At 32.9% G+C, this 16777-nt stretch carries 14 protein-coding genes and 1 pseudogene; 6 read left to right on the top strand and 9 right to left on the bottom strand.

Annotated features, from left to right (window positions below; translation table 11 throughout):
- Positions 1-6 precede the first annotated feature (6 nt).
- The 6 genes from KPL54_RS05775 to KPL54_RS05750 all read left to right on the top strand — a co-directional run bounded on the left by KPL54_RS05775 (position 7) and on the right by KPL54_RS05750 (position 5762).
- Positions 7-648 (top strand): RpiB/LacA/LacB family sugar-phosphate isomerase, encoded by a 642-nt coding sequence (locus KPL54_RS05775; protein WP_216105685.1) that lies wholly within the window; start codon positions 7-9, stop codon positions 646-648.
- 223 nt (positions 649-871) lie between these two features.
- Positions 872-1969 (top strand): lipocalin-like domain-containing protein, encoded by a 1098-nt coding sequence (locus tag KPL54_RS05770; RefSeq protein ID WP_216105684.1) that lies wholly within the window; start codon positions 872-874, stop codon positions 1967-1969.
- A gap of 226 nt (positions 1970-2195) precedes the next feature.
- Complete coding sequence (locus KPL54_RS05765) at positions 2196-2393, top strand: hypothetical protein (RefSeq protein WP_171298232.1); 198 nt, start codon at positions 2196-2198, stop codon at positions 2391-2393.
- A 344-nt stretch (positions 2394-2737) separates the two neighbouring features.
- Positions 2738-3793 carry an efflux RND transporter periplasmic adaptor subunit gene (locus KPL54_RS05760; protein WP_216105683.1) on the top strand — a complete coding sequence of 352 codons (1056 nt, stop codon included), beginning with the start codon at positions 2738-2740 and terminating at the stop codon, positions 3791-3793.
- Complete coding sequence (locus tag KPL54_RS05755; RefSeq protein ID WP_216105682.1) at positions 3793-4485, top strand: ABC transporter ATP-binding protein; 693 nt, start codon at positions 3793-3795, stop codon at positions 4483-4485. Before KPL54_RS05760 ends, KPL54_RS05755 begins: the two co-directional genes overlap by 1 nt.
- Positions 4486-4532: 47 nt before the next feature.
- Entirely contained in the window at positions 4533-5762 is a 1230-nt protein-coding gene (locus KPL54_RS05750; protein WP_216105681.1) for an ABC transporter permease, read from the top strand.
- Positions 5763-5847: 85 nt separating this feature from the next.
- Here KPL54_RS05750 and KPL54_RS05745 read toward each other — a convergent pair whose 3' ends face one another.
- The 9 genes and pseudogenes from KPL54_RS05745 to KPL54_RS05705 form a co-directional block, all read right to left on the bottom strand.
- Entirely contained in the window at positions 5848-6264 is a 417-nt protein-coding gene (locus KPL54_RS05745) for a MaoC family dehydratase (RefSeq protein ID WP_216105680.1), read from the bottom strand.
- A gap of 26 nt (positions 6265-6290) precedes the next feature.
- Positions 6291-7688 (bottom strand): GntP family permease, encoded by a 1398-nt coding sequence (locus tag KPL54_RS05740; protein ID WP_216105679.1) that lies wholly within the window; start codon positions 7686-7688, stop codon positions 6291-6293.
- A 36-nt stretch (positions 7689-7724) separates the two neighbouring features.
- Entirely contained in the window at positions 7725-9284 is a 1560-nt protein-coding gene (locus tag KPL54_RS05735; protein WP_216105678.1) for an acyl CoA:acetate/3-ketoacid CoA transferase, read from the bottom strand.
- A gap of 181 nt (positions 9285-9465) precedes the next feature.
- Positions 9466-10863, bottom strand: a complete 1398-nt coding sequence (locus tag KPL54_RS05730) for a GntP family permease (RefSeq protein WP_216105677.1) — start codon at positions 10861-10863, stop codon at positions 9466-9468.
- 107 nt (positions 10864-10970) lie between these two features.
- Entirely contained in the window at positions 10971-12524 is a 1554-nt protein-coding gene (locus tag KPL54_RS05725) for an acyl CoA:acetate/3-ketoacid CoA transferase (protein WP_216105676.1), read from the bottom strand.
- 281 nt (positions 12525-12805) lie between these two features.
- Complete coding sequence (locus KPL54_RS05720) at positions 12806-13222, bottom strand: MaoC family dehydratase (protein WP_071611276.1); 417 nt, start codon at positions 13220-13222, stop codon at positions 12806-12808.
- 33 nt (positions 13223-13255) lie between these two features.
- Positions 13256-14806, bottom strand: coding sequence for an acyl CoA:acetate/3-ketoacid CoA transferase (locus KPL54_RS05715; protein ID WP_216105675.1), 1551 nt, complete (start codon positions 14804-14806; stop codon positions 13256-13258).
- Positions 14807-15062: 256 nt separating this feature from the next.
- Positions 15063-16427: a sigma-54 interaction domain-containing protein gene (locus tag KPL54_RS05710; RefSeq protein WP_216105674.1), complete on the bottom strand. Its 1365-nt coding sequence runs from the start codon at positions 16425-16427 to the stop codon at positions 15063-15065.
- A 201-nt stretch (positions 16428-16628) separates the two neighbouring features.
- Positions 16629-16777: pseudogene (locus tag KPL54_RS05705) on the bottom strand (electron transfer flavoprotein subunit alpha); the annotation flags it as partial.

Raw genomic sequence — 16777 nt, 5'->3', positions numbered from 1 at the left:
ATATAAATGAAAATTGCCTTAATTAACGAGAATAGCCAAGCAGGAAAAAATGGAATCATATATGAAACATTAAAAAAAGTAGTGCAGCCAAAAGGCCATGAAGTATTTAATTATGGAATGTACAGCGCAGATGATGAGGTGCAATTAACATATGTTCAAAATGGTATTTTAGCAGCTATTCTTTTAAACTCAGGAGCAGCTGATTATGTAATAACTGGATGTGGTACCGGAGAAGGAGCAATGCTAGCATGCAATTCATTCCCTGGAGTATTATGTGGTCATGTACAAGATCCTTCAGATGCATATATGTTTGCACAAGTTAATGATGGAAATGCTATAGCAACGCCTTTTGCTAAGGGATTTGGATGGGGAGCAGAATTAAATTTGGAAGACATATTCGGGAGATTATTCCAAGGCGAAAGCGGTAAGGGGTATCCAAAAGAAAGAGTTGTTCCAGAACAAAGAAATAAAAAGATATTAGATGAAGTTAAAAAAGTAACATATAAAGATATGGCAACAATTTTAAAAGATATAGATCAAGACCTATTAAAAGGCGCTATAGGCGGAGAAAAATTCAAAGAATATTTCTTTGCTAATTGTAAATGTGAAGAAATGAAAGAAACAATTAAAAATATATTGGAAAAATAATGTGTTTTAAATATGGAAAAACTAGAATCAGGTTTTATTAATCTGGTTCTTCTTTTATGTCCGGGAGATGATTTAAAGGTAAAATCCACAACTAATTAATAAGTTGTGGGTTTTCTTATTGTGTATGCTTGGGAGTATAATTTAATGGAGAAAGCATCAAGTGCAACTTGACAATGCCAAAACAGTTATAAAAATTATTGGAGCAGGGTAAGGAGGGTGAGATATGAGTGAAAAAGCAATTTTAGGCAAAAGTATTAGCTATTATCAGCGATTAGGTATTAATAAAGAAACCGCAGCATGGGAAGATGGAATGAGAAGCACTGGTGGTAGAGGTACATACGAATGGTGGTATTTTGATGCTCAGTACTCAGATGGTAGTAAAGTAGTTGTTATATTTTATACAAAAAATGGATTTGATGTAAGAGGTCTTGCGAATCCAACGGCATCACTTGAGATAACTTTTCCAAATGGGAAAAAGTTAATAAAACGTATTTCTGAGGGGAAGGGGCAAAAGATTCGTGCTTCAAAGGAGTTATGTGATGTATTAATTGGTCAAAGCAGTATTAAATATTCAAAAGGGATTTATTTAATACATTTTGTAGATGGCGATGTTGAATATACTTGTACAATGAAACCTAAATTACCAATGTGGCGCCCGGGAACAGGACATTGGTATTATGGAGAAAAACAGGAATATTATTTTGCATGGATTGTTGCACAACCATCTGCACACATTAGTGCAACTTTAAAGATCGAAGGAGAAAAGTTTGAGTTAAATGGTGATGGATATCACGACCACAACTGGGGTAATATACATATGAGAAAACTCATGAATCATTGGTATTGGTGTCGTGCAAATATTGGTCCTTATACAATAATAGCGTGTGATATTATTACGGAAAAGAAATATGACTATACTAGATTGCCGGTTATGATGATAGCTAAAGATGGGATTATATTAGATGATAATGAAGAAAAGACAGTAATTAAAAGATTGAATACTAAATATCACGCAATAACTAAAAAATTCATTGATAATAATTTGACGTTTATACATAAAGTGGATAATAAAATTAAATATCAAATAGAATTTAAAAGAGAATATGATATTTTAGCTTTCAATATGATTGATAGACTGGGAATCGCTCCAATAAGAAACTTTATAGCTAAAGCTTTGGGGGTCAATCCTACTTACATAAGATGCATTGGTGAAGTCAAGTTAACGGTTGAAAAAAATGGAAATATAGAGGTTTTTCAGAAAGAAGGATTATGGGAGCAGATGTTTTTTGGCAGCAATAAAGATGCTATTATAGAAAATTAAAACGCTCGACTAATTATATTAATAAATTAGTCGAGGGTTTATTATATTTTGAATTCGTTAGTAAATTAAGTCATTGTATAATCTCCATTAGACAATATTGTAATGATTCTTAAAGTTTATACATTGTTTATATTTAGTTTATAAAAAGTAGAGAAATTAAACTTAAAATAGAATTATTGGGATTACTAACCTCGCTATTAAAAAATATTTAACTTTGGAGGATAAGATGATTAAAATATTGTTTATAATGGATGCTATAGTGCTAATAATAGCATTAGTTTTTTGGATTATTGGGTTAAAGTATCAGAGAAATGATGCAGACAATTCAAAAGGTGCTGAATATATATTAGGGGCTACTGGTGTTACAGGAATCTGTATTATTTTTAGTGCTATACTTTTTATACCAATGTTCTTTCCAATTTAAATCAGAAAGTTTCAGTGAATCATATACTAAAGATAGAATTCAATTAAAATACATATATATTTATTAGAATATGATTTATAAAATAGGTATCTAAAATATTATAAATAAAGGCTATATCGGTTAATACAACTGATATAGCTTTTAATAATTAAGGAACATATTATGATTATTTTTGATAAGTTGTAATATTAAGGGTTGATTAGGAGAATAATAATCATTTATCGGACTAATTTAATAAAAATTTAATACATAGGTAAGGAAATGTTGATACTTATTGATACTTATCGTGTAAAATATAAACTATTGAATTTATATTTTGAATTATAAATATGTAGGAGGTTATCATGAAAAAGAAAATTATTATTGGCGTAGTAATAGTAGCAATTATAGGTATTATTGGAGGGATTCAGTTCACTTCAAGAAATAAGAAACAGGTTATAACTGTAAAGACTTCAAAAGTTGCAATAGGTGATGTAAAAATGTATTTATCCACCACAGCTACTATAAAATCTAAAAACGAAAAAGATTATTCTGTATCCGCGGCAACTAAGATTTCAAATGTTAAAGTTAGTGTTGGTGATAAAGTTAAAAAAGGGGATATTATATTAATTTATGATACAGCTGATCTGTATAATCAACTAGAATCTGCTCAAATTAATTATAATAATGCTATATCTCAAAAAAAGGATGCAGTGAATAAAAATGATAATGCAAATGTATTATCTGATGAAAAGATAAACCAACTAGATAATGCTGTTTTAGCAGCTCAGAACACTCTTGATTCAGTAAAAATTAAATTATCACAAAACTCAAATATTACATCTGACATTGATGGAGTAGTAACGGAAGTTAATGTTATAAGTGGTCAAACTGGAGGACAGGGAACGGCTATAATTGTTCAGGATATATCAAATTTAAAGGGAATTGTTAAAGTTGGAAAATATGATGCTGCTAAAGTTGCTATTGGGCAATCAGCAACAATTTTAAGTAGTGGTAAGAGTTATAAAGCTAAGGTCTCAAAAATTTATCCAACGGCAACGGTTAATACAACAGCCACAGGGGGAGATACAACTTTAACTGTAGAACTTGATGTACTAGAAGCAGCGCCGCAGTTAAAAGTAAACTTTGACTCAGATGTGGATATATTGCTTAATCAAGTATTGGCCACTCTGAAGGTTCCTGCGCAATCAATATTAACTAACAAAGATGGGTCTACTTATTTGTTTGTTGTTAGTGATGGAAAAGCAGTCCAAAAAAATGTAAAATTAGGACTTCAATCAGATACTGATATGGAAATCGTAAGCGGTGTAAAAGTAGGGGAGAGTGTAATATTAAATCCAGGCAGCACCATTACAAATGGTGTAATGGTTAAAGATGTTGTTAATCTAGGAGGAAAATAATGATAGAAGTAAAGGGTGTATTAAAAAGATACATAACTGGAGATATTGATTTCACTGCACTTAAATCGGTAAGCCTTAAAATTGAGAAAGGTGAATTCACTGCAATAATGGGACCTTCAGGTTCCGGAAAATCAACCTTTATGAATATTTTAGGATGCTTGGATAGAATGGATAGTGGTACATATTTTTTAAACGACCTGGATGTCTCCAATCTTGAAGATAATCAACTTGCATTAATAAGAAACAAAGAGATAGGATTTGTATTTCAAGCATTTAATCTACTCCCAAGGATATCAGTACTTGAAAATGTTATGCTTCCAATGCTTTATGCAGGAGTATCAGCAAAAGAAAGAAAGGTTAGGGCCCTAAGCGCACTTGAAAAGGTAGGTCTTAGTGACAGAATTAAACATAGGCCTAATGAAATATCCGGTGGACAAAAACAAAGGGTGGCAATTGCAAGAGCAATGGTTAACAATCCTGCAGTTATTATGGCAGACGAACCAACAGGTAATCTAGATACAAAATCATCAATTGAAATCATGAAAATATTTCAAAATTTAAATGCGGATGGTGCTACTATTTTAATGGTTACACATGAAGATGATATAGCAAAATGTGCGAAACGAATTGTAAGATTCCTAGATGGAAAAATAGTTGATGACTACCCTGTTTCAGGAAGAACAATATTATAGATAATATATTATGCGTAAATATTTTCACGATAAAATGGAGGGCAGTTATGAATATTTTAGAGAGTCTCAAAATGGCTATAGCAAGTATCCTATCAAATAAAATGAGATCTTTTCTCACAATGCTAGGAATTATAATAGGTATAAGCTCGGTAATTACTATTGTTGCGCTTGGTAATGGAGGGAAAAATTATATTGGAGATGAATTTGCTAAAATGGGGTCAAATACAGTTACTCTAAATGTGGATCCATCGAAAGTAGAGCAAATAAGTGATTATTTTACACTTGATGATGTAAAGCAAATAAAAAACAGAGTAGATACTGCTAAGTATATTTCTCCAACTGTTTCAAAAAAAGGAACAGCGAGAACTGATACAAAGACTAATACAGCAAATGTTACCGGAGTTAATACGGATTATTCATTAATAAGTAATGTGGAAATTGTATATGGAAGATTTTTAAATGAGAGAGAAGTTGAAGAAGGTAAGGCTGTTGCAGTAATTGATCAAACTTCAGCAAAGGCACTATTTGGGACTGATGATGCTGTAGGTAAATCATTTAAATTAGGACCAGTAGCTTCTAGTAAAAGTGCGACTGTTGTTGGTGTTTCAAAAGCAAGTAGCATGTTTGGCGGTAGTAGTGGACCACGTAGCAGAAGTGGTGATAGTACGCCAACACTTGTAACAGTGCCAATTACATTTCTTGAAACACTATTCCCATTAGATTTTAATATATCAACGCTTACTATGACATCTACTTCACAAGCGAACTCTGTGCAAACTGGAAATGAAGCCTTGAAAATTCTTCAGGCTAAACATGATAACAAAACTTTAGACCTTTATAAGGCTACTAATTCGGCTAGTATGCTTGAGTCAATTAATCAAGTTTTAGGGATTTTCACAGCCTTCCTTAGTGCAGTAGCTGCGATATCTCTTTTGGTTGGAGGTATTGGAGTTATGAATATAATGCTCGTTTCTGTAACTGAGAGAACAAAAGAGATTGGTATTAGAAAAGCAATTGGGGCTACCACTAATGCTATATTATTTCAATTTTTAACTGAATCCGTAATACTATCTCTTATAGGAGGGCTTATAGGTATGACACTTGGTATAGTTGCAGCTAAAATAATAGGATCGTTTGCAGGCATTACCCCTAGTGTTTCCATCCTTGTTATATTAGAAACAATATTGTTTTCATCAGCGGTCGGAATATTTTTTGGGATTTATCCTGCAAGAAAAGCTGCAAAATTAAATCCTATAGATGCACTTCGATATGAATAGATTTTAATAATAGGGAATATACGGGAATTTAATAAAGTAAATCCATGTATATTCCCTATTATTTATTCTAAATGACATATATTAATTATTTAGGTGGCATAACGGTTGCTATACCTTTAAGAACAACAACGCCATCTTGATTAGTACATGTTGTACTTAATTTCATAATATTTTTTTCTTCCTTTTTTTCTATAACTTCAACTTGCGCTTTTATAGTATCTCCAAATCTAACTGGTGATGTAAATCTGAGTTCTTGACCTAGATATATAGTGCCTGGTCCAGGTAATTTCATGCCGAGTACCGCAGAAACAAAACCTGCTGTTAACATGCCATGCGCGATTCTACCTTTGAACATTGTTGTTTCAGCTTCTCTTTGATTTATATGAGCAGGATTTAAGTCACCGGTTATGCCTGCATAAAGATACACATCAGATTCACTTATAGTTTTTTCAAAAGAATCTGTATCTCCAATATTAAGATCTTTCATTGTTAAACCTTTCATTAAAAATCCTCCTTTATTTTGAGCAATTATACAAAATGAATAATTGATTGTAATCCAATTAGTAGAAAACATGTTGCTGTCTTAATGATAGTAATAGCAAATATGTCTTTATAAGCTTGTTTGTGGGTTAAACCTGCAATGCCAAGGAGTGTAATAACAGCTCCATTATGAGGTAATGTATCCATTCCACCAGAGGCCATAGCAGCAACTCTATGAAGCAATTCAGGACTTATACCTGTACTTGAAGCCCAAGCCAAGTAGTGCTTGCCAAATGTATCTAGGGCTATACTCATTCCACCTGATGCGGAACCTGTTACTCCGGATAACACATTTACTGTAATTGCTTCGGATATAAGTGGACTACCATGTGGATTTATATTTGTTAAAGCATGAGCAATTGATTGAAAACCAGGAAGTGTTTTTATAACATTACCAAAACCGACTTCAGATGCCGTATTTAAAACGGCTAAAAGAGAGCCTATAGCACCGGCATTGATGGCTTTAGCAATATTACCTCGCATACGTTTAGGATTAATTGCCATGGCAAGAATAATGCCTATAACGAGTGCAATCATGAGTGCCCAATTATTCATTGTTCCTACAACGCCTTTTGAAAGCATATTGTAAGGTTCTTTTGTAACCCATGATATTATATTCCAATTAGGAAAAATCAATTTTTGTAAAATAAGGGTAACAACTAGTACTGAAACTAACGGTATCGCAGATATTAATGCATTTGGTAAACTATCATCTTCAACCATAATAGGTTCGTTAGTATGTTTTTTACCATAGCCTTCTCCAGCGGCCTGCGCTTTACGTTTACGCCACTCTAAATAAGCCATACCGGATGTTAAAATAATAATTGCTCCGAGTATCCCCATGACAGGTGCGGCATAAAGATCTGTATTAAAAAATTTCATCGGAATTGAGTTTTGAATTTGTGGTGTTCCAGGAAGTGCGTCCATAGTAAATGTGAATGCCCCAAGTGCAATAGTTGCTGGAACAAGACGTTTTGGTATGTCCGCTTCTTTAAAGATAGATGCTGCAAATGGATATACCGCGAATGCTACAACAAATAAACTTACACCACCATAAGTAAGGATAGCTGCTGATAACACTACTGATAACATTGCTCTTTTTTTACCTAATTTTTGAACTATGGTTTTTGCAATTGATTTCGCAGCGCCAGATTGTTCCATTGTTTTTCCAAAAATAGCACCTAATAAAAAGAATGGGAAATATGTTGTTACGTATTTTCCTAGATTAGGAAGAAATATTTCGGTATATGTTGGAAGAACATTTAGTCCTGAAAATATTGCAGCGAGTAATGCGAAAATAGGGGCGAAAACGATGACTGAGAAACCTTTATAAGCCATATACATTAATAGTACTAAACTTAATAGAATTCCAATAACTCCTAACATTAAAAAAACCTCCTAATTATATTTTGATTAAATCATTTACTTATTCTTAGCTAATTTGATTCCTATAATACCCTCATTAAATAATTTTTTATCCATCAACTTTAAATCTTTAGATATAATAGGAGTAAAATCCATTTTATCTAGAATATCCTTTTGCATATCAATACCAGGAGCGATTTCTTCTAAAGTTACTCCATCTTTAGTTAATCTAAAAACTGCTCTTTCGGTGATGTATAAGACTGGTTGAGAGGTATCCAAAGCATACTCACCACTAAAGGTTATTTGTTCAACAGTTTTAATGAATTTATTAGATTTACCTTCTTTAATTATATTTAATTTCCCATCATGAATTTCAATCTTTAACCCACCTGCTGTAAAAGTTCCACAAAAGACAACTTTTTTGGAATTTTGAGTTATATTTATAAAACCGCCACAACCTGCAATTTTAGGGCCAAACTTACTTACATTAATATTTCCTTTCTCATCGCATTGAGCAAGACCTAGGAAGGCTATATCAAGACCTCCGCCATCATAGAAATCAAATTGGTTACTTTGATCAAGTATGCTTTCAGGATTTATTGAAGCTCCAAAACTTAATCCACCGGCAGGGATTCCGCCTATTGGGCCTGATTCCAAAGTAACTTTAAGATCATTTGCTATTCCTTCTTCATTTGCAACCATTGATATGCCTTCAGGTACTCCTATTCCGAGGTTAGTAATAGCATTAGGGATAAGCTCCATTGCAGCCCTTCTTGATATTATTTTACGCTCATCGAGTTTTAAACCAGAAATATCACTAAGCGCCATTTTTATTTCTCCATTATAGGAGGGATTATATTGCTCTGCGTAGGTTTGCATGTGATTTTCCGGTTTTGAAATAACAATAGCATCCACAAGTATTCCTGGGATTTTAACTTTTCGTGGATCAAGGGTGCCATTTGCTACAATTTTTTCAACTTGAAGTATTACAATTCCGGAAGAATTTTTGGCTGCTTGAGCCATAGATAAACCATCAAGGGTTACAGCTTCTTTTTCCATAGTCGCATTCCCATTCTCATCAGCATAAGAAGCACGAATGAGTGTTACATTTATTGAAAATGATTTATAAAATAAATATTCTTTATTATCAATTTCGATAACTTTTACTATGTCTTCTTTAGTAACAGAGTTTAATTTACCACCATCAATTCTGGGGTCTACAAAAGTTTTTAATCCTACATGTGTTATAGTTCCTGGTTTACCAGCTGCGATATCTCGATAAAGGTGAGAGATTACTCCTTGAGGAAGATTGTAAGCCTGGATTTTATTCTCTATAGCCAGTTTTACAAGTTTAGGTGCAAGGCCCCAGTGTCCACCTATTACCTTTGAAACTAAACCCTCGTGGCCAAGATGATTCAGACCTTTGTCTTTTGAATCTCCCTGACCGGCAGCATAAACTAAGGTTAAATTATTTGGAATACCTTTTTCAAGAAAACACTCACTAATTTTTATGGTTAATTCTTCAGGGTGTCCGCAACCGATAAAACCTCCCACTGCGACGGTATCTCCGTTTTTAATTAAAGAAATTGCGTCAGTGCTAGACATAACTTTTTTCATTTTAAGACCTCCTTTTATAGTATTATTAGTCAAACTTCTTTTAATTATAAGGAGGAAATATTATTACCAGGAAAAGAAATTAAAAGCAATTTTAAAAAATTAGGGTATGATAACGAAAAATGAACGGTATTCTTAAGATATTAAGAATACCGTTCATTAAAAACATAGTTGTATTTAATTATTAAACAAAATGTAAAATTGATTGTAATCCAATTAGAAAGAAACATGTTCCTGTCTTAAGTAGAGTTATAGCAAATATATCTTTATAAGCTTGTTTATGTGTTAAACCTGCAATTCCAAGGAGTGTAATAACTGCTCCATTATGAGGTAATGTGTCCATTCCTCCAGATGCCATAGCAGCAACTCTATGGAGTAATTCAGGACTTATGCCTGTATTTGATGCCCACTGTAAGTAGTGTTTACCAAAAGTATCCAGAGCGATACTCATACCACCGGAAGCGGAGCCGGTTACTCCAGATAGAACATTTACTGTAACCGCTTCAGATAGTAATGGACTACCATGAGGATTTATATTTGTTAAAGCATGAGCAATGGATTGAAAACCAGGTAGTGTTTTTATAACATTACCAAAACCTACTTCAGATGCCGTATTTATAACTGCTAAAAGAGAGCCGATAGCACCAGCATTGATAGCCTTAGCTATATTACCTTGCATACGTTTAGGATTAATAAGCATTGCAAGAAGAATTCCTATGATAAGTGAAATCATGAGCGCCCAGTTATTCATAGTTCCTACAACACCAGCTGATAACATATTGTAAGGTTTCTTAGTTACCCAAGATATGATATCCCAATGTGGGAAAACTAATTTTTGCAAAATAAGAGTTACAACTAGCACAGAAACTAGTGGTAATGCTGATAAAAATGCATTTGGTAAACTATCATCATCAACCATAATAGGTTCATTAGTATGGTTTTCACCATATCCTTCTCCAGCTGCCTGAGCTGTACGCTTACGCCATTCTAAATAGGTAATACCACATGCCATAATAATAATTGCTCCAAGTATTCCCATAACAGGTGCTGCGTAAAGATCTGTATTAAAAAATTTCATTGGAATGGAGTTCTGAATCTGTGGTGTTCCTGGAAGCGAATCCATAGTAAATGTAAACGCACCAAGTGCAATTGTACCTGGAACAAGTCGTTTTGGAATGTCTGCTTCTTTAAAAATAGATGCTGCAAATGGATACACTGCAAATGCTACAACGAAAAGACTTACACCGCCATAAGTAAGGATAGCTGCTGATAAAACAACAGAGAGTATTGCTCTCTTTTTTCCTAGTTTTTCTACTATAGTTTTGGCAATGGATTTTGCCGCACCTGATTGTTCCATTGTTTTTCCAAATATTGCTCCCAATAGAAAGAACGGAAAATAAATTGTTACATACTTACCGAGATTAGGCAGGAATATTTCTGTGTATGTGGGCAAAATAGCCATTCCGGAAAATAAAGCTGCTAGTAGTGCAAAAATAGGGGCAAAGACAATGACAGAGAAACCCTTATATGCCATAAACATTAATAGACATAAACTTAATATGATACCGAAAACTCCTAACATTTATAAAACCTCCATTAATTAAAATTTTATTCTCTTTTTTTTAACCGTTTACTTTTCATATTTTAGCAAAAATTATATCAATATTATTATTTCAAAGACTGTATTTATTAATTGGCCAATTTAAGACCTATAATACCTTCATTAAATATCCTTAAATCCATTAGTTTTAGGTTTTTAGATATAATTGGAGTAAAATTCATTTTATCTAGAATATCCTTTTGCAGATCAATACCAGGAGCTATTTCCTCTAAAGTAACACCTTCTTTAGTTAATCTGAAAACTGCTCTTTCAGTAATGTATAAAACTGGTTGGGAGACATCTACAGCATATTCTCCACTAAAAGTGATTTGTTCAACATTTTTAACAAATTTGTTAGATCTACCTTCTTGAATTATGTTTAATTTTCCATCACGAATTTCAATTTTTAAGCCACCTGCTGTAAAGGTCCCACAGAAAACAACTTTTTTAGAATTTTGAGTTATATTAATAAAACCACCACAACCTGCGATTTTAGGACCAAATTTACTTACATTAATGTTCCCGGTTTCGTCGCATTGAGCAAGACCTAGGAATGCTATATCAAGACCTCCACCATCATAGAAATCAAATTGGTTACTTTGATCTAGTATGCTTTCAGGATTTATTGAAGCTCCAAAACTTAGTCCACCTGCTGGGATTCCGCCTATTGGACCTGACTCCAAAGTAACTTTAAGATCACTCCCAATTCCTTCTTCATTTGCTACCATTGATATTCCTTCAGGTACACCTATTCCAAGATTAGTAATAGCATTAGGAATAAGCTCCATTGCAGCTCTTCTTGATATTATTTTTCGTTCATCTAGTTTAAGTCCAGGAATATTAGTAAGTGCCATTTTTATTTCACCGTTATAAGATGGATTATATTGTTCCGCATAGGTTTGCATATGATTTTCAGGTTTTGAAATCACAATAGCATCCACAAGTATTCCTGGGATTTTAACTTTTCTTGGATCAAGGGTGCCGTTTGCTACAATTTTCTCAACTTGAAGTATTACAATCCCACCAGAATTTTTAGCTGCTTGAGCCATAGATAAACCATCAAGTGTTACAGCTTCTTTCTCCATAGTGGCATTCCCAAACTCATCAGCATAAGAAGCCCTAAGAAGTGTCACATTTATAGGGAATGCTTTATAAAACAAATATTCCTTATTATCAATTTCAATAACCTTAACTATGTCTTCTTTCGTGATATCGTTTAATTTGCCGCCATCAATTCTAGGGTCCACAAAAGTTTTTAAGCCAACATGAGTTATAGTTCCAGGTTTACCTGCTGCAATATCTCGATATAGGTGAGATACTACTCCTTGAGGAAGATTATAAGCCTGAATTTTATTTTCAATAGCTAGTTTTACAAGTTTGGGAGCAAGTCCCCAGTGACCACCGATTACTTTTGAAACTAAACCTTCCACGCCAAGACGATTTAAACCCTTATCTTTTGAGTCTCCTTGTCCTGCGGCATACACCAAAGTTAAGTTATTAGGAAGTCCTTTTTCAAGAAAAGACTCATTGATTTTTATTGTTAGTTCTTCAGGGTGACCGCAACCGATAAATCCTCCAATCGCAACAGTGTCTCCATTTTTGATTAAAGCAATCGCATCATAACTAGACATAATTTTATTCATTTTTTAACCCCCTTCATTAAAATATTGTAAAGCTTTTCATAATTATAAATAGCAAATATCATGCCAATAAAGAAACAATAAAAAACAAATTTTATGTGGCTTTTTATTGATTTTTAAGTACTTTTAATAAGAATCTGTCTATCGAGTTTAGTGGTGTGTTCAGTAAAATGAACATGATTTATGTAAACATTATCATGGTGTTCTTAAAATGGAACAGTATTTTTAAAATATAAAAATACCGTTCTATAAAATAAACACTTATTTTATAAAAGGGGCAGGTTTTATTTAGGTGGCATAACAGTTGCAACACCTTTAAGAACAACAACTCCATCTTGATTAGTACATATTGTACTTAATTTCATAATATTTTTTTCTTCCTTTTTTTCTATAACTTCAACTTCGGCTTTTATAGTATCTCCAAATTTAACTGGTGCTGTAAATCTGAGTTCTTGACCTAGATAAATAGTTCCTGGTCCAGGTAATTTCATGCCAAGTACAGCAGATACGAAACCTGCTGTTAACATGCCGTGGGCGATTCTACCTTTGAACATTGTTGTTTCAGCTTCTCTTTGATTTATGTGAGCCGGATTTAAGTCACCAGTTATTCCAGCATAAAGATATACATCAGATTCACTTATAGTTTTTTCAAAAGAATCTTTATCACCAATATTTAGTTCCTTCATTGTTAAACCTTTCATTATTAATTCCTCCTCATTTTTTACTTTTAATTATTATGAAACTTTTAATCCCATAATTTTCTCCTCAAAGATTCTTTCATCCATAAATTTTAAATTTGATGAAATTACTGGCATGAAATCCATATGTGCCAAAATATCTTTTTCAAGATCAATCCCTGGAGCGATTTCAGTAAGTAAGACACCTTTACTGCTAAGTTCAAAAACAGCTCTTTCAGTAATATACAATACTGGTTGGGAGACATCTACAGCATACTCGCCACTAAAAGTTATTTGCTCAACAGTTTTAATAAATTTATTGAATTTACCTTCTTTGATTATATTTAACTTTCCATTTTTTACTTCAATTTTTAACCCACCGGCAGTAAAGGCACCACAGAAAACAACTTTTTTAGAGTTTTGAGTTATATTGATAAAACCACCACAACCTGCAATTTTAGGGCCAAATTTACTTACATTAATATTTCCTGATTCGTCGCATTGAGCAAGTCCGAGGAAAGCTACATCAAGACCACCGCCATCGTAAAAATCAAATTGACTAGTTTGATCAAGGATCATTTCAGGATTTATTGCAGCTCCAAAACTTAATCCACCTGCAGGGATTCCACCTATTGGTCCTGATTCCAAAGTAAGTTTCATATCACTACCGATACCTTCTTCATTTGCGACCATGGAAATACCTTCAGGTACGCCTATTCCAAGGTTAGTTACGGCATTGGGTATAAGTTCCATAGCTGCCCTTCTAGATATTATTTTTCGTTCATCTAGTTTTAAACCGGGAATATCATCTACTGCCATTCTTATTTCACCATTGTATGATGGATTGTATTGTTCCCCATATGTTTGCATATGATTTTCAGGTTTTGAAATCACAATAGCATCCACAAGTATTCCTGGAATTTTAACTTTTCTTGGATCCAGAGTGCCATTTGATACAACTTTCTCAACTTGAAGGATTACAATTCCACCAGAATTTTTAGCTGCTTGTGCCATAGAAAGAACATCCAATGTTACGGCTTCTTTTTCCATAGTGGCATTACCACTTTCATCAGCATAAGTAGCACGAATAAGTGCTACATTTATAGGGAAAGCCTTATAGAACAAGTATTCCTTATTATCAATTTCAATAACTTTAACTATATCTTCTTTTGTGATATCGTTTAACTTACCGCCGTCGATTCTCGGATCTACAAAAGTTTTTAAACCAACATGTGTAATAGTTCCTGGTTTTCCCGACGCGATATCTCTATAAAGATTAGAAATTACACCTTGAGGAAGATTATAAGCTTGAATTTTATTTTCAATAGCAAGATTTGAAAGTTTGGGAGAAAGGCCCCAGTGACCACCTATTACTTTTGAAACTAATCCTTCTTCGCCAAGACGATTTAAACCTTTGTCTTTTGAGTCTCCTTGTCCGGCTGAGTATACCAAAGTTAAATTATTTGGGCTTCCGCTTTGGGCAAAAGATTTATTAATTTCTATGGTTAATTCTTCGGGGTGACCTGAACCGACAAATCCTCCAATTGCAACGGTGTCACCATTTTTTATTAAAGTGATTGCGTCATAACTAGACATAGTTTTTTTCATTTTTTATCTCCTTTTATCATATTATTAACACTTGTTATAAATATAACAAGCAAGAAGTATGCCAACAAAAAGCGACTAAAATATACAATAATATCGTGTTAACGTTGGGGTCTGATGATTTTATCAAAGATTGTGTAGATTAGATAAAACTCTGTGTACGTCATTAAGAACTTAATATATGCATATAAGGATTTTTAGTTCGAAAAAATGAACGGTATTCTTAAGGTTTAAGAATACCGTTCACTTTATAGAACAATTATAAAGGTATATTATATTTTTGAATTTTTTCATATAAACTTGTTCTTCCAATTTCAAGTTTTTTAGCAGCCTTAGTTTTGTTTCCGTTGGTTGATTTAAGTGCATCCATAATAGCTTGCTTTTCTGCTTCTTCTATAGTTGATTCAAGACTTTTAATAGGTTTAATCTGTTTTCTTCCTGTGATTTCATCAGGTAGATCTATAGGACATATAGTATTACTATTTTCTATTACGTTAATTGCCCTTTCCAATATATTTTCAAGTTCCCTTATATTGCCTTCCCATGAATAATTTTTTAGAAAATATTCTGAATCCTTAGACATACCTACAATTTTCTTATTCAAATCTTCAGCAATTTTTGTGATAAGGTGATTTGCAATAAGTAAAATATCATCACGCCTTTCACGAAGAGACGGAATAGTAATAGTCACTACATTTAATCTATAATAAAGATCTTGCCTAAAGTTACCTTCATGCATAGATTTTTCTAAGTTTCTATTTGTTGCAGCAATTATACGAATATCAATTTTTTTACTTCCTAATGAACCAATTTTTTCAACTTCTTTTTCTTGAATTGCCCTTAGTAGTTTAACTTGCATATGAAGAGGCATATCTCCTATTTCATCCAAAAATATTGTTCCACCATCCGCTAATTCAAATTTTCCGATTTTACCTTCTTTTTTGGCACCTGTAAAGGCACCACCTTCGTAACCGAAAAGTTCAGATTCTAATAAATCAGTCGGAATAGCTCCACAGTTTACCTTTACAAAAGGTGCATACAATCGATCACTAGCTAAATGTATTGCATGGGCAAATAGTTCCTTCCCTGTGCCACTCTCACCAAGTATAAGCACATTAGAATGTGTTTGAGCAGCCTTGCGGGCAATAGATTTAGCCGCCAATATCTTTTCGCTTGAACCTATTATGTCATCAAAGGAATAACTTGCAGTATTTAACTGTTTTAACTGGGTTTTATAGGTTTCAAGTTCCTTTTTCATAGTTTTAATTTTACTATAAAGAGTATTCAGCTCTTTTACATTTCTAAATAATACTTTACCAATAGCACCAATTATTTCTCCATTTTTAATTATAGGCATTCTAGTGGCTATCATGTAGCTTCCTTTTATAGATTGTAGCTGAGCAGTTTCTGTAACCCCTGTTTGTACAATAATATGCATCCTTGTATTTTGGATAACATCAGTGACAGGTTTTCCTATAGCATTTTCTTCTGAAATTCCCATAAATTCACAATATGATTTACTAATCATGGTTATAATTGCATTTTTATCTATAATGATAATACCATCATAAGCATTGTCTATAACAGTTTTTAATATTTCTACAGCATCTTTTTGAAAATCCATTATAAAATCAGCTCCTTCATATATATTGTGTATAAAGCATCATATTAATACTAATATTTTAGTTTATTTAGAGTCATTTGGAAAGTGAATTAAATTTATTACATATATTCAATAAAATGCTTAGAAAATTAGAAAATAAAATTTTTGTAAAAAAAAAGAGCGATTTTGATGTAGAAATACATCAAAATCGCTCCAGTTAAACTATTTATTTTTTAATGTATTAATTTGAGCTATCATTTCTGGGATTACTTTCAAAAAGTCTCCAGCTATTGCTACATCAGCAGCTTTCATGATAGGTGCAGTTGCATCTTTATTTATAGCTATTATGAAATCAGAATCTTGCATACCAG

It is taken from the genome of Clostridium estertheticum, assembly GCF_018861295.1.
Taxonomy (GTDB): Bacteria; Bacillota; Clostridia; order Clostridiales; family Clostridiaceae; genus Clostridium_AD; species Clostridium_AD estertheticum_D.
Note: the sequence above shows the minus strand (reverse complement) of the source record. Positions and strands in the feature narration are given on the sequence as shown.